Genomic DNA, 14,951 nt, shown 5'->3' with positions numbered 1-14,951 from the left:
AGCGTGATTAGCTATCTTTTATGAAGCACCACCGGCCGCACGCCGCGCGGCAAAGTCCACGTACCACGCCAGGCAGCCGGGATTGGCCATCGCGTCCGGGTTGACCACCTTGTCCATCGGCTGACCCAGCAGCAGCTTCTTGACGGGCAGCTCCTGCTTCTTGCCGCTCAGCGTGCGCGGCACCTCGGCCACCTGCACGATTTCGTCGGGCAGGAAGCGCGGGCTCAGGCTGGCGCGGATGGCGTCGTTGATCCGCGCGCGCAGGCCGTCGTCCAGCACCAGGCCGCTGCGCAGCACCACGAACAGCGGCATGTAGCTCGCGCGGCCCAGGTATTCCAGGTCCACCACCAGGCTGTCGAGCACCTCGGGCAGGGCCTCGACGGCGCTGTAGATCTCGCTCGTGCCCATGCGCAGGCCGTGGCGGTTGATGGTGGCGTCGCTGCGGCCGTAGATCACGCAGCCGGGGCGGGCGCTGGAGCCGATCTCGATCCAGTCGCCGTGGCGCCAGACGGCCCCGGCCTCGGGCCCCAGATCCCCGCCGCCGGGCCTGCGGCCATGGCCGGGCGGGTACATGTCGAAGTAGCTGGCGCGGTAGCGCGCGCCATCGGCGTCGCCCCACAGGAACAAGGGCATGGACGGGATGGGCTGGGTGCACACCAGCTCGCCCACGGCGTCCAGTACCGGGCGGCCTCGTTCGTCCCAGGCCTCGACGGCTGCGCCCAGCATGCGGCACTGCATGCGCCCGGGCGTTTGCGGCAGCTCGCGATTGCCGCCGATGAAGGAGCCCGCGAAGTCGGTGCCGCCGGAGATGTTGCACCACCAGACCTGAGGCACGCCCGCGCTGGCCAGGAGTTGCGATCCCCACCGCTGCACTTCGGCAGGCAGCGGCGACCCCGTGGAGCCCAGCACGCGGATCGCCGACAGATCGCCGCAGGCCGCAGGGGTGATCCCGGCCTTCATGCAGTGGCCGTAGAACGCGGCGCCAGCGCCGAAGAAGGTCACGCGCTCCTCGGCTGCCATGCGCCACAGCACTGTCCAGTCGGGCCGCTCCTTGCTGCCGCCGGGGTTGCCGTCGTACAGCACGCAGGTGGTGCCGCCCAGCAGGCCGCCGACCTGGGCGTTCCACATGATCCAGCCGGTGGAGCTGTACCAGTGGTAGCGCTCGCCCAGGGAGTTGGGCGCGTAGCTGCAGCCGATGTCGTTGTGCAGCACCGCCAGCTGCAGCATCACCAGCAACATGCCGCCATGGCCGTGCACGATGGGCTTGGGCAGGCCGGTGGTGCCGCTGGAATAGACGATCCACAGCGGGTGGTCGAACGGCAGCCACGCCGGTTCAAAGGCCGCAGTCTCTGCATCATTTCGGGCGATGACGCTTGCGTAGCAAGCGGTATCAGCTACTGTTTTTGAAGCATCCAGGTTGTTCACCAGCACCACGTGGCGCAGCGTGGGCAGTTGCGCGCGCAGTTCCGCCAGCACGTCGCAACGGTCGTGGTCGCGCCCCCCATAGGTGACGCCGTCCACGACCAACAGCACCGTCGGTGCGATCTGGCGGAAGCGGTCCAGCACCGCGTGCGTGCCCATGTCGGGCGCGCACAGGCTCCACACCGCACCGATGCTGGCGCAGGCCAGGAAGGCGACGATGGTCTCGGGGATGTTGGGCAGGTAGGCTGCCACGCGATCGCCGGGCTGTACGCCTTGGGCCCTCATGTGCAGCGCCAGCGCCGCCACCTGCCGGCGCAGCGCGGGCCAGGACAGCTCGCGGCGCTCGCCGCGTTCGTTGCGGCCGATGAGGGCCGGCTGGCCCGCGGCCTGTGCGGCGTCCACATGGCGCAGCACCTGGCGCGCGTAGTTCACCTGCGCGCCGGGAAACCACTGCGCCCCCGGCATCACGTTCTTTGCGAGTACCGCGCTGTGCGGCGTGGGCGACTGCAGGTCGAAATAGTCCCAGACGCTCTGCCAGAAGGCGTCCAGATCGGTGGTGGACCAGCGCCAGAGCGCGTCGTAATCGTCAAAGCGCAGGCCGTGCTGCGCCTGCAGCCAATCCTGGTAGCGGCGTATCTGGGGCGCGTAAGGCGGGTGTGTTGGGGGGATGTTGTGGTGTGTCTCCATGCGCACAGCCTAGCGCGGTCGCGGTCGCCGTGCGCGCCACGCGTGACAACTGGCCGGTCGCACCTGGCCGGCGGCACCTCGCCGGCCGCACCTGGCCTCAGCGCCGCGGCTGCTCCGTCACGCTGGTGATGGCATAGCCCTTGTCGCGCAGCTGCCGTCCGGGCTCGGGAATACCAAGGTCGTTCCAGTGCGCCTGGGTTTCGTCCCGTTCCACGGCGCGGTGCTCGCAGTTCCAATCGGTATTGATGGCCTCCTGCGGTATGGGCTTGCCCTCGGGCACGGCCAGATGGGAATAACGCCCCTCGGCTTCGGATCGGCGGTAGATGTCCACGCGCATGTCGGGTCCTTTGCTTGCTGGTTGCAGGGTTCTCCACTGTAGTGAGACCATCGCCCGCCCGGCGTAGGAAGCGGCCGCATGGCCGCCGTGCTTGACGCAAGGCAAGATCGCCGCTTTCTGCCCTGCCGACAATTGCCCGCTGTTGCCACTGCCGGCGGCCTGTTTCTGAATCATGACAACACAAGACGTTTCCTCTCAGCGCAGCGACGTGCTCGTCGTGGGTGCGGGGCCTGCCGGGCTGTCGCTGGCGGCCTCGCTGGCCCAGGCCGGCATGCAGGTCACGGTGCTGGAGCAGCAACCCGCCTCCACGCTGGCCGCGCCCCCGGCCGACGGGCGCGAGATTGCACTCACCCACCCCAGCGTGGCCACGCTGCAGCGCATCGGCAGCTGGCAGCGCCTGGCCGCGCACGAGGTCGGCCTGCTGCGCGAGGCGCAGGTGCACGACGGCCCCGTGGGCCAGCGCGGGGCCATGCAGCTGCACGCAGGCGGCAGCGGCGTCCAGCATCTGGGCTGGATCGTGCCCAACCACGCGCTGCGCCGCACGGCCTACGAGGTAGCCGCGCACACGCCCGGCGTACGACTGGTCACCGAGGCGCGCGTCACCCGCGTGGCCGTCACGCCCGCGCATGCCGAGCTGGAATACACCGACACCCGCAACCTCGACGCAGCGCCCCTGCGTCTGCAGGCCCCGCTGCTGGTGGCGGCCGACAGCCGCTTTTCCGCCACGCGGCGCCAGTTGGGCATCGGCGCAGCCATGCACGACTTCGGCCGCACGGTCATCGTCTGCCGCCTGCGCCATGAACTGCCGCACCACGAGGTCGCGCACGAGTGCTTCGGCTACGAGCAGACGCTGGCGATCCTGCCGCTGCCGGGCGACCTGGTCGATGGCGCGCCGATGTGCTCGGCCGTGGTCACCACCGGCGCGGCGCATGCGCAGGAGTTGCTGGCACTGCCCCCTGAGGCATTCGCCGCACGCGTGCAAGCCCAGTTCAAGGACCGCCTGGGCGCAATGCGGCTGGTGGGCGAGCGCCACGCCTACCCGCTGGTCGCCGTGTATGCGCACCGCTTCGCCGCCGCGCGCTGCGCGCTGCTGGGTGACGCGGCCGTCGGCATGCACCCGGTGACGGCGCACGGGTTCAACCTGGGGCTGGCGGGTGTGGACAGCCTCACGCGCACTCTCACCCAGGCACGCGAGCGTGGCGCGGACATCGGCGCCGCCAGCGTGCTGGAGGGTTACGCGCGCGGCCATCACCGCCACGCCTGGCCGCTGTACCAGGGCACGAATGCCATCGTGCGCCTGTACACCGACGACCGGCCGCTGCCCCGCCTGCTGCGCCAGGTGGTGCTGGCGGGCGCCAACCGGCTGCCGCCCCTCAAGGGCGCCATCGTGAGCCAGCTCACAGGCCGGCGCCCCGCCTGGCCCAGCGCCGCACCTTAGTGCGCACACCGCCATCCAACTGGAGGGGCAGGCACTCGCTGCCTGTCCCGGCCTACGTCCTGCGGCACACCCATCCATAATGGCCGCATGGACAACCTGTTGGACCATCTCAGCGAGACCGACACCCGCGCACGCACCGTCGAAGAGCTCACCCGGCCACTGCTGGAGCTGCTGGAAGACATCACCGGGTTCGAATCCACCTACCTCACGGTGGTGGACCTGGAGCGGGGTGTGCAGCGTGTGCTGTACGCGCGCAACACGCGCCAGATGCAGATCCCGGAGGGACTGAGCGTGCCCTGGCACGACACGTTGTGCAAACGCGCGCTGGACGAGGGCCGCCCCTTCACCGCCGACGTGGGGCAATGCTGGGGCGATTCGCAGGCCGCCGCGGCGCTGGGCATCCAGACCTACGCCAGCACACCGGTGCGCATGGCCGACGGCCAGCTCTACGGCACGCTTTGCGCCGCCAGCGACGAGCGCCAGGAGCTCACTTCGCAGGCGCGCAACGCGCTGACGCTGTTCGCGCGGCTCATTGGCCAGCAGGTCGAGCGCGAGCTGCTGCTGCAGCAATTGCTGCAGGCCAATGCCCGGCTGGCGGCCTATGCGGCGACCGATGCCCTTACCGGCCTACCCAACCGCCGCGCGCTGCGCGAAATGCTGCACCAGCAACTGGCGCAAGGCGCGCGCCAGGGCACGGCGGTGCTGATCGCCTTCATGGACCTGGACGGTTTCAAGGCGATCAACGACACCTATGGCCACGAGGTGGGCGACCTCTTCCTGGCCGACATGGCCGAGCGGCTGCGCGGCGCCGCGCGCGCGCAGGACTTCGTCGCACGCTACGGGGGCGATGAGTTCGTGGCCGTAGGCCCCGGCCCCGCGCCCGGCCCGGCGCTGGAGGCGGCCCGCCAGGGGTTCGGCCAGCGCCTGGCACAGGCCACGCGCGGGCGCTTTGGCGGGGCGGACGCCCCCATCGACTACGCGGGCGCCAGCGTGGGTGTGATCGCCGTGCTCCCCAACGACATGACGGCCGACGAGGCGCTGCGCGAGGCCGACCGCGCCATGTACGCCGCCAAGAAGGCGCGCCGCGCCGTGCGCTGAACAAGCCCCCGCACGGGCATGCGCGGCAGGGGGCCGGGATAATCCGCCGCTCTGCCAGCCCCCTCCACCCCTTTGCCCATGCCCGCAGCCCTGCCCCGCGTGCTGTCCGTCATCCCGCCGATGACGCAGCTCAACACGCCCTACCCCTCCACCGCCTACCTCACGGGCTTTCTGCGCTCGCGCGGCGTGCCGGCGTGGCAGGAGGACCTGGCGATCGCGCTGGTGTTGCGGCTGCTCTCGCGCGACGGTCTCGCGCAGGTCGCCGAAAGGGCGCGGGCCCTGCCCGCAAACGCGCAGAGCCCGGCGGTGCAGTTCTTTCTTGCACAGCAGGAGCGGTACCTGGCCACCATCGGCCCAGCCATGGCCTTTTTGCAGGGGCGCGACAGCACCCTCGCGCACCGCATCGTGGGCCGCCACTACCTGCCGGAGGGGCCGCGCTTCGCGGCGCTGGACGTGTACGAGGACGACGGCAGCGGCGACCCGCTGGGCTGGGCCTTCGGCGCCCTGGGCCTGACCGACAAGGCCAAGCATCTGGCCACGCTGTACCTCAACGACCTGGCGGACGTGCTGCAGGGCGCCGTGGACGCGCGTTTCGAGTTTGTGCGATACGCCGAACAGCTCGCCGGCAGCCAGCCCACGTTCGACCCGCTGGCCGACGCGCTGGCGCAGGCGCCGACCTTCTTGGACGAGGTGCTGCAGCAGCTCACCCATGAGGCCGTCGCGCGCCACCAGCCCGGCGTGGTGCTGCTCTCGGTGCCCTTCCCGGGCTCGGTGTACGGCGCGTTTCGCATTGCCCAGGCCCTCAAGGCACAGCACCCGCACATCGTCACCGTGCTGGGCGGCGGCTTCGTCAACACCGAGCTGCGCGAGCTGGCCGACCCACGGGTGTTCGATTTTTTCGACTACGTGACGCTGGACGCCGGCGAGCGCCCGCTGCTCGCGCTGCTGGAGCACCTGCAAGGCCAGCGCGGGCGCCAGCGGCTGGTGCGCACCTTTGTGCGCAATGACGATGGTGCCGTGCAGTACATTCACCTGGCAGAGCCCGACGTCGCCTTTGCCGAGATCGGCACGCCCACCTGGGACGGCCTGCCGCTTCAGCGCTATCTGTCGCTGCTGGACATGCTCAACCCCATGCACCGGCTGTGGAGCGACGGGCGCTGGAACAAGCTCACCGTGGCGCACGGCTGCTACTGGAAGAAGTGCAGCTTCTGCGACGTGAATCTGGACTACATCGGCCGCTACGAGGGCGCCAGCGCCCAGGTACTGGCCGACCGCATCGCGGCCATCGTGGCCGAGACCGGGCAGACCGGTTTTCACTTCGTCGATGAAGCCGCGCCGCCCAAGGCCCTCAAGGCGCTCGCGCAGGAGCTGATCGCACGCGGCACCGGCATCTCCTGGTGGGGCAACGTGCGCTTTGAAAAGACCTTCACGCCCGAGCTGGCCGAGCTGCTGGCCGACGCGGGCTGCATCGCCATCTCGGGCGGGCTGGAGGTCGCCTCCGATCGGCTGCTGGGCCTGATGAAGAAGGGTGTCAGCGTGGACCAGGTGGCGCGCGTGACCCGCGCATTCAGCGACGCGGGCATCCTAGTGCATGCCTACCTCATGTACGGCTTTCCGTCGCAGACCGTGCAGGACACGGTGGACGCACTGGAGTACGTGCGCCAGCTGTTCGGCAACGGCTGTATCCAGAGCGGGTTCTTTCACCGCTTCGCTTGCACCGTGCACTCGCCCGTGGGCCAGAACCCCGCGGAATACGGCATCACCCTCGCGCCGCTGCCGCCCGGCGGCTTCGCCAAGAACGACGTGGCCTTCGTCGACCCCACGGGCGTGGACCACGACGCACTGGGCGCGGGGCTCAAGAAAGCCATCTACAACTACATGCACGGCATCGGGCTGGAAGAGGACGTGCGCATGTGGTTCCCGTTCCGCGTACCCAAAACCACGGTCAAGCGCGACCGCATCGCACGGGCGCTGGCATCGCGCGGCTGACTGCAATGTGCCATGGCCGGTTGCGCGGGGGCGTCAGAGTCCGCGAGACCCTGTGGCGGGTGCCAACGCGGAACATGGCCTCCACCACCTGTCATTGCGTATAGCAGCCCCGGCAACCCGCGCAGTCAGGGCGCCCGGTAGGTCAACGCATGGCGTCAACGCTGCCTCGACAGGCTGACTTCTGAACAAGAAAAGAGCGCCTCCGCCATTTTTCGCACAATTGTGCTAAATTGCGCTCCATCATGGATGCCAAGACCCAGAAGGCGGAATTCACACGCATGGCCATCATCGGCGCGGCGCTGGACCTGGCCGCGGCCGAGGGGCTGGAGGCCATCACGCTGCAGGCCGTGGCCGACCGCGTGCAGCTGTCCAAGAGCGGCGTGTTCTCTCGCGTGGGTTCGCGCGAGGCGCTGCAGAAGGCCGTGATCGAGGAATTCGGTCGCCGCTTCATCGCCGACGTGTTCGTGCCCGCCATGCAGCAGCCCAAGGGCCTGCCGCGCCTGGACACCATCGTGCGGCGCTGGATCGCGCGCACCCGCGACGTGGAGGCCCACCAGGGTTGCATTTTCACGGCCGGCGCGTTCGAGCTGGACGACCGCGAAGGCGAGCTGCGCGACCTGCTGCTCAGCGAGGTGCTGCGCTGGCGCGCCGCGCTGCGCCGCACGGTGTTGCAGGCCGTCGAGGCCGGGCATCTGCGCGCCGATACGTCCGCCGACCAGCTGGCGGGCGAGATCAGCGCGCTCATCATGGGCCAGCTGCACGACGTGCGCTTCCTGCGCGACCCGCAGGCGGCGCATCGCACCGAGGCGTCCTGGGAGCGCCTGGTCAAGAGTTACCAAGCCTGAATCCGCGGGGCGTGGCACGGAACCCTTGTTTTTCTTTTCCCAAATTTCGCACAACCGTGCGAATAAAGGAGCAATCATGCTGATCATGCTTTTCATCGCGGCCGTCGTGGCCGCCCTGCGCCTGTCCTGGTGTGCGCTGCGGCTGCTGCGCGCCCTGCCACGCAGCAATGCCGACTGGATCTTCTACTGAGCCCACACCATGACCCCCACCGCATTGCAGACCACTCCTGCCTACTACCGTAACGTCACGGGCGTGCGCGCCCTGCGCTGGGCGATGGCCGCCACCCAGCGGCTGTGGCCCACGCTGGCGGTGCGCGCGGCCTACCGGCTGTTCGGCACGCCGCTGCCGCTGCGCCGGCCGGCCCGCAACGCGCCCTGGGGCGCCCTCTGGCGCGTGGAGCGCTGGCCGTTTGAGGACGCCGAGATCACCCTCTACCGCCACCACGCCGCACAGGGCCCCACGGCCCTGCTGCTGCACGGATGGGGCGGCCAGGCGGGGCAGATGCAGAGGCTGGCCGACGCACTGGCGGACGGCGGCCTGGCCCCCGTGCTGGTGGACATGCCGGCGCATGGCCGCAGCCGCGGCCGGGTGAGCAACCTCCCTCAGTTCTCCCGCGCGCTGGAGTACGTGGCCGAGCGACTGCGCGCCGAGGGCGCGTCGCTGGGCGCCGTGGTCGCGCATTCGCTGGCGGCCAACGCCGCGGCGCATGCGGCCAGTCGGGGCCTGCCCGCGGATCGGCTGGTGCTGCTGGCGCCTCCGGCCTCGCCACACGAGTTCACGCGGGTGTTCGCCCAGGTGTTCGGTCTGACGGAGCGCACCCGCGCGGCCATGCAGCAGCGCATCGAGGCGCGCGAGGGCATCCTGATGCGCCAGTTCGAGCCCGCCGCCGTGGGCCCGCGCGTGGCCGTGCCCACGCTGGTGGTGCACGACCGCGGCGACCGCGTGAACCGCCTTGCCGATGGCGAGGCTTTCCGCGACGCGATCGCTGGCGCGCGCCTGCTGGTCACCGAGGGGCTGGGGCACAGGGGCATGCTGCAAGCGCCCGAGGTGCTGCAGGCGGTGGCCGCCTTCGCGCAGGCGGCACCGGCACCAGGCAAACAGGATGAACAAGCCCTAACATCGCCCCACTTTTCATAACAAGGAGTGATTGATGGGACTTTTCCAATGGACGGAGCGCCCGGCGCAGGTGCTGCAATCGGGCGGGGTGATCGGCCCCGACGAACGCCTGCCCTGGCCGCAAACGGGGCTGATGGGCATCCAGCACGTGATTGCCATGTTCGGCGCCACGGTGCTGGCGCCCATCCTGATGGGGTTCGACCCCAACGTGGCGGTGCTGATGAGCGGCATCGGCACGCTGATCTTCTTCCTCATCACCGGCGGCAAGGTCCCGAGCTACCTGGGCTCGTCGTTCGCCTTCATCGGCGTGGTGATCGCGGCCACGGCCTATGCAGGCAAGGGGCCCAACGCCAACATCGGCGTGGCGCTGGGCGGCATCATCGCCTGCGGCCTGGTGTACACGCTGGTGGGCGTGGTGGTGCACCTGGTGGGCACGGGCTGGATCGAGCGCTTCATGCCCCCGGTGGTCACCGGCGCGGTGGTGGCCGTGATCGGGCTGAACCTGGCCGGCATCCCCATCAAGAACATGGCGGCCAACAACTTCGAGGCCTGGATGCAGGCCCTGACCTTCGTGTGTGTGGCGCTGGTGGCGGTATTCACCAGCGGCATGCTGCAGCGCCTGCTGATCCTGGTGGGACTGATCATCGCCAGCCTGCTGTACGCGCTGCTGACCAACGGCATGGGCCTGGGCAAGCCGATCGACGTGTCGGGCATCGCCAACGCCGCCTGGTTTGGCCTGCCGCAGTTCCATGCGCCGGTGTTCGAGGCCAACGCCCTGCTGCTCATCGTGCCCGTGGTCATCATCCTGGTGGCCGAGAACCTGGGCCACATCAAGGCCGTGACGGCCATGACCGGCAAGAACCTGGACCAGTACATGGGCCGCGCCTTCATCGGCGACGGCGTGGCGACGATGGTGAGCGGCGCGGCCGGCGGCACGGGCGTGACGACGTACGCCGAGAACATCGGCGTGATGGCCGCCACGCGCATCTACTCCACGGCGGTGTTCCTGGTCGCGGCGCTGCTGGCGGTGCTGCTGGGCTTCTCGCCCAAGTTCGGCGCGCTGATCCAGGCGATCCCGCTGCCGGTGATGGGCGGCGTGTCCATCGTGGTGTTCGGCCTGATTGCGATTGCCGGCGCCAAGATCTGGGTGGACAACCGGGTGGACTTCTCGCAGAACAAGAACCTCATCGTGGCGGCGATCACGCTGATCCTGGGCACGGGCGAATTCACGCTGAAGTTCGGCGACTTCGCGCTGGGCGGCATCGGCACCGCGACCTTCGGCGCCATCGTGCTCTACGCGGCCCTGAACCGCGGCAAGTAAGGCTGGGCGGGAGCGCCCAGGCGCGCTCCCATATCCATAGCTGCTAGCGCTTATTCTGAAACGATTCAAGGCACTTTCCGCCTTGATAATCAACCGTAACAAGCGCCAACAGCTCTTTTTTTAGTAGCAAACAGATCAACGCCGCAGCAGTGACCACACCATCTCGATGCCCGCCGTGAGCAGGTCGAACTCGTCGCTGCGCGTGCCCTCCAGCCGTTCGCGCTGGCGCGCACGCTCCTCCCGCGCACGGTTGCGCTCCAGCGCCACCAGCGCGTCGGCCAGGGCGTCGGGCGAGGCGGCGTCCGCCGGCGCGGTCTGACGGGCGGCGCTGCCGTGGCGCGCCAGGGCCTTGTCCACCGCCTGCGGGTCCAGCAGCGACAGGGCCGAGCGGCAGTAAGGGCAGGCGTGGTCGTGACGGATGTCCACGGTGCCGCCGCAGCTTGTGCAGTTGATGGTGCCCACACGCTCGGCCAGCGCCTCGATCTCCATCGTGGACAGGTGCCGCACGAAGCCCTTCTCGACCATGAACGAGCCAAAGGTCGAAAAGCGCCCGTGGCGCGCCGCGCAGCGGTAGGTGACGTAGCGCCCGCCCTGCGCCACGTCGTAGCCCTTGGCCAGCGCCTGGCTGCAGCGCGGGCAGCGCAGCCGGTCGGCCAGCGGGTGGTGTGCGTCGCCTCGGTGCTGGTGCAGCAGCTCGAACAGCTCCAGCACGGCCGCCGGCGCCAGGCGCGTGTTCTCCTGCGGGTCGAACCACATGCCCTGGCAGGCAAAGCACAGGTCCAGCTCCAGCGTGCCTCCGGTGCTGGCGGCAAATCGCCGGATCTCGGAGGGCTGGCGGCACGAGGGGCAAAGCGGTGTGAACGGCATGGTGGACGCGATCGTACTGCCTGCCCGGCCGTTGCCGCGACGCGGCCGTGCCTGCGCGTGCGGCCTGCGTCAGCGCGGTGTAAGGCCAGGGTTATCCCTAGCCGCGCACGGAGCGGCTGCTAAGATTTACGCTCTTTTTTGCGCCCCGCGCCAGCTGCCCGCCAGGCCTGCACGGGGCGCTTGTCCGTCTGGAGTTAGCGTGTCCACCTCGTCGTCCCCCCGTATCCAGCACCCCGGTCTGGCCCAGAAAATCATGAGCGCGGCCGAAGCCGCGGCCCTGATCCCGGCCGGCGCCAATATCGGCATGAGCGGCTTCACCGGCGCGGGCTATCCCAAGCAGGTGCCCCAGGCGCTGGCCGCGCGCATCGAGGCCGAGCATGCAGCAGGCCGGCCGTTCCAGGTCAACGTGTGGACAGGCGCCTCCACCGCGCCCGAACTGGACGGCGCGCTGGCCAAGGTGAACGGCATCCACCAGCGCCTGCCGTTCCAGTCGGACCCGATCTGCCGCGACAAGATCAACGCGGGCGAGGTGCACTACCTGGACATCCACCTCTCGCACGTGGCGCAGCACGCGTGGTTCGGCTTCCTGGGCCCCATGCAGGTGGCCGTGGTGGAGGTGCTGGGCATCCTGCCCGACGGCCGCCTGATCCCCTCGTCCGCCGTGGGCAACAACAAGACCTGGCTGGAGATCGCCGACAAGGTGATCCTCGAGGTGAACTCGCTGCCCCCGATCGAGATGGAGGGCATGCACGACATCTACTACGGCACGGCCATCCCGCCGCGCCGCCAGCCTATCCACCTGACGCAGGCCACCGAGCGCATCGGCGAGCCCTACCTGCGCGTGGACCCGTCCAAGGTGATCGCGGTGGTCCAGACGCACCAGCGCGACCGCGACACGGCCTTCGCCAAACCCGACGCAGTCTCCAACCAGATCGCGGCGCACATCATCGACTTCCTGGCCCACGAGGTGAAGGTGGGCCGACTGCCCAAGAACATGCTGCCGCTGCAGTCGGGCGTGGGCAACGTGGCCAACGCGGTGCTGACCGGGCTGCTGGACGGCCCGTTCGACGAACTGCTGGGCTTCACCGAGGTGCTGCAGGACGGCATGCTGGAGCTGATCAAGCGCGGCAAGATGACTGCGGCGTCGGCCACCGCGATCTCGCTGAGCAGCGAGGCGCTGAAGGACTTCAACGAGCACATTGCCTTCTACCGCGACCGCATCGTGCTGCGCCCGCAGGAGATCAGCAACCACCCCGAGCTGGTGCGGCGCCTGGGCGTGATCGCCATGAACGCCATGATCGAGGCCGACATCTACGGCAACATCAATTCCACGCACGTGATGGGCTCGGCCATGATGAACGGCATCGGCGGCTCGGGCGACTATGCGCGCAACGGCTACCTGTCGTTCTTCGTCACGCCCTCGGTGGCCAAGGGCGGCAAGGTGAGCTGCATCGTGCCCATGGTCTCGCACGTGGACCACACCGAGCACGACACGCAGATCATCGTCACCGAGCAGGGCCTGGCCGACCTGCGCGGCCTGTCGCCACGCCAGCGCGCGCAGGTCATCATCGACAAGTGCGCGCACCCGGACTTCCGCCCGCTGCTGCAGGACTATTTCGACCGCGCGCGCAGCAAGGGCGCGCAGCACACGCCCCACATCCTGGGCGAGGCCTTGTCCTGGCACGAGCGCTGCCTGGCCACGGGCAGCATGCTGCCCTGAGGGCCCAGCCGTCCCTGGCGCCCCGGGGCCTACAGAAAGAACGGAGAACTGGCGCGCCCCAGGCAAGGGCCTGGACCGGCCGCGCCGCCCCCTGGCCGTGGGGCGCGCCCCCTGCCCGCATCGCGCAGCAAATACGAGAGCGGGACTGCGGGGCGCGCTAGCTGCCTGCGCAGGCTTGGACGGCCCCGAAGGGCTGCTGCCTTGGGCTGCACCGAGGCGCAAAGCGCCTCAGCGGTGCCGTGTTCAGGCGATGAAGCGGCCCGTGCTGCCCAGCACGCCCAGGTCGATGAAGCGCGAGCCCACGTAGGGCGCCTGGCCGCTGTAGTCCACCACGAAGCCGCCCAGGTCCAGGTTGCGGATGCCCGCCAGCGCCGCGCGCAGCTTGGGCTGGGTCACGTCCTTGCCGGCGCGGTCCAGGCCTTCGATGAGCACGCGCGCGTTCACGTAGGCCTCCAGGCTGCCTTGCGAGAACTCGCTCTTGCCCTGCGCGCGCATGGCGGACTGGTAGTCGCGCACCAGCTGCAGCTTGGCGCGGTTGGGGTCGGGCACGATCATGGACAGCGCGAGGCCGCTGCCGTCCTCGCCCAGCTGGCCCAGGCTGGCGCTGGGCAGCGTCACGCTCAGGCCGGCCATGAGCACGCCGGGCGATTCCTTCTTGATGCCGCGCACCAGGCCCACGGACACCGTGCCCGCGGTCGCCAGCAGAACGGCCGAGGGGCGCGCCGCGGCCACGGCCTGCAGCACCTGCGGCAGGTTCTTGCCGTCGGTGGCCACGGCCACCTGCACGGCGGGCTTCATGTTCAGTGCCGCCAGGGCGCGCGTGGCGTCCTCCAGCATTTCGCGGCCGTAGCCGTTGTCCAGGTACACCACACCGATGCCCTTCAGGCCCATGCCCGCCAGGCGCTGGATGAGGCGCTGCACCTCGTCGGTGTAGCTGGCGCGCACATGGAACACGTTGCGCGTGCTCTTGCGCAGCGACGACGCGCCCGTGATCGGCGCCACGTAAGGAATACCGGCCTCTTCCACCAGCGGCACGATGGCCGCGTTGTTGGGCGTGCCCACGCACGACAGCAGCGCCAGTGCACTGCCCTGGCCGATGATCTGCTTGACGTTGGCCAGCGTGCGCTCGGGGTCATAGGCGTCGTCCACCATCTGCAGCTGCAGCGTGCGCCCATGCACACCGCCGCGCGCGTTGGCCTGCGCGAAAGCAGCGCCCGCGCCCAGCTGGATGTCGGTGCCAAAGCCCAGCAGCGGGCCGCTCATGGCGGCCGAGCAGCCGATCGAGAGGGCCTTGGCGGACACGCCTGGCGCGTCCTGCGCACGGGCCGGGAGCACGAAGGCCGGCGCGGCCGCGAGGGCGGCGGCTCGGCCGGCTTGGAGGACAAACTGGCGGCGTTGCATGGTCAAAGGAATGTGTGGGTTGGATGGGAAGGCTGCCCCGCGGCGCCCCGGCCCGCTGATGGGCCACGCAAAGCACTGCGCACGGGAAACGGATAAGCTCCAAACGAGCAAACCGGTCGATTCTGGGCGCGTGGAGGTTGCAACTTCCGCCACCGAGCCCACCAATCGTGCCAAAGCCCGGCGCCGCTGCCGGGCGCAGCCCTGATGTGAGACCCCTCAGCCCATGTCCCTCTGGAAAAAACCCACCACCCTCGCGCTGCTCACCGCCTCCAGCGCCAACACCGCCGTGAGCCACCTGGGCATCGAGTTCACCGAAGTCGGCGACGACTTCCTGCGCGCGCGCGTGCCCGTGGACGAGCGCACGCGCCAGCCCTTCGGCCTGCTGCACGGCGGCGTGAGCGTGGTGCTGGCCGAGACACTGGGCTCGGTGGGCGCCTACCACGCCAGCCCCGAGGGCTGGCTGGCCGTGGGCCTGGACATCAACGCCAACCACCTGCGCGCCGCCAGGAGCGGATGGGTCACGGGCACGGCCCGGCCGGTGCACATCGGCAAGACCACACAGGTCTGGCAGATCGACATGGTGAACGACGCGGGCGAGCTGACCTGCGTGTCGCGCATCACCATGGCGATGCTGGCGCCGAAATAAAGGCATCCCCCTGAGGCGCTGCGCGGCGTCTGCTGGCGTGGCCTGCTCTGCGGCCTTCGGAAG

The 14,951-nt window shown here is 69.6% G+C and carries 12 protein-coding genes; 8 read left to right on the top strand and 4 right to left on the bottom strand.

Annotation, left to right across the window (positions count from 1 at the left end; all coding sequences use genetic code 11):
- Positions 1-18: 18 nt before the first annotated feature.
- Both QY917_RS14165 and QY917_RS14160 read right to left on the bottom strand, forming a co-directional pair.
- Positions 19-2,109 (bottom strand): acetoacetate--CoA ligase, encoded by a 2,091-nt coding sequence (locus QY917_RS14165; protein WP_123675392.1) that lies wholly within the window; start codon positions 2,107-2,109, stop codon positions 19-21.
- A 97-nt stretch (positions 2,110-2,206) separates the two neighbouring features.
- Complete coding sequence (locus QY917_RS14160; protein WP_012655189.1) at positions 2,207-2,446, bottom strand: DUF6139 family protein; 240 nt, start codon at positions 2,444-2,446, stop codon at positions 2,207-2,209.
- Between the two features lie 172 nt (positions 2,447-2,618).
- Here QY917_RS14160 and ubiM point away from each other — a divergent pair, with 172 nt between their 5' ends.
- The 6 genes from ubiM to QY917_RS14130 all read left to right on the top strand — a co-directional run bounded on the left by ubiM (position 2,619) and on the right by QY917_RS14130 (position 10,254).
- The gene (gene ubiM, locus QY917_RS14155) at positions 2,619-3,884 is read left to right on the top strand and encodes a 5-demethoxyubiquinol-8 5-hydroxylase UbiM (RefSeq protein WP_123675393.1); all 1,266 of its coding nucleotides are present in this window, start codon (positions 2,619-2,621) and stop codon (positions 3,882-3,884) included.
- A gap of 87 nt (positions 3,885-3,971) precedes the next feature.
- Positions 3,972-4,982 (top strand): sensor domain-containing diguanylate cyclase, encoded by a 1,011-nt coding sequence (locus QY917_RS14150; RefSeq protein ID WP_302077618.1) that lies wholly within the window; start codon positions 3,972-3,974, stop codon positions 4,980-4,982.
- 78 nt (positions 4,983-5,060) lie between these two features.
- Positions 5,061-6,971, top strand: coding sequence for a radical SAM protein (locus tag QY917_RS14145; RefSeq protein WP_302077617.1), 1,911 nt, complete (start codon positions 5,061-5,063; stop codon positions 6,969-6,971).
- Positions 6,972-7,213: 242 nt separating this feature from the next.
- Positions 7,214-7,816 (top strand): TetR/AcrR family transcriptional regulator, encoded by a 603-nt coding sequence (locus QY917_RS14140; RefSeq protein ID WP_123675395.1) that lies wholly within the window; start codon positions 7,214-7,216, stop codon positions 7,814-7,816.
- 199 nt (positions 7,817-8,015) lie between these two features.
- Positions 8,016-8,954, top strand: coding sequence for an alpha/beta fold hydrolase (locus QY917_RS14135; protein WP_123675396.1), 939 nt, complete (start codon positions 8,016-8,018; stop codon positions 8,952-8,954).
- A gap of 13 nt (positions 8,955-8,967) precedes the next feature.
- Complete coding sequence (locus tag QY917_RS14130) at positions 8,968-10,254, top strand: solute carrier family 23 protein (RefSeq protein ID WP_123675397.1); 1,287 nt, start codon at positions 8,968-8,970, stop codon at positions 10,252-10,254.
- Between the two features lie 135 nt (positions 10,255-10,389).
- Here QY917_RS14130 and QY917_RS14125 read toward each other — a convergent pair whose 3' ends face one another.
- Positions 10,390-11,121: a zf-TFIIB domain-containing protein gene (locus tag QY917_RS14125; RefSeq protein WP_123675398.1), complete on the bottom strand. Its 732-nt coding sequence runs from the start codon at positions 11,119-11,121 to the stop codon at positions 10,390-10,392.
- Between the two features lie 253 nt (positions 11,122-11,374).
- Between QY917_RS14125 and QY917_RS14120 the strand changes: the two genes are divergently transcribed.
- The gene (locus QY917_RS14120; RefSeq protein ID WP_103736943.1) at positions 11,375-12,841 is read left to right on the top strand and encodes an acetyl-CoA hydrolase/transferase family protein; all 1,467 of its coding nucleotides are present in this window, start codon (positions 11,375-11,377) and stop codon (positions 12,839-12,841) included.
- Between the two features lie 243 nt (positions 12,842-13,084).
- Here QY917_RS14120 and QY917_RS14115 read toward each other — a convergent pair whose 3' ends face one another.
- Entirely contained in the window at positions 13,085-14,242 is a 1,158-nt protein-coding gene (locus QY917_RS14115; protein WP_011803516.1) for an ABC transporter substrate-binding protein, read from the bottom strand.
- A gap of 223 nt (positions 14,243-14,465) precedes the next feature.
- Between QY917_RS14115 and QY917_RS14110 the strand changes: the two genes are divergently transcribed.
- Positions 14,466-14,888: a hotdog fold thioesterase gene (locus tag QY917_RS14110; RefSeq protein ID WP_123675399.1), complete on the top strand. Its 423-nt coding sequence runs from the start codon at positions 14,466-14,468 to the stop codon at positions 14,886-14,888.
- The last annotated feature ends 63 nt before the right edge of the window (positions 14,889-14,951 follow it).

The sequence above is a fragment of the Diaphorobacter sp. C33 genome, assembly GCF_030503915.1.
GTDB classification, from domain to species: domain Bacteria; phylum Pseudomonadota; class Gammaproteobacteria; order Burkholderiales; family Burkholderiaceae_C; genus Diaphorobacter; species Diaphorobacter nitroreducens.
This window is presented reverse-complemented; position numbering and strand designations above follow the sequence as displayed.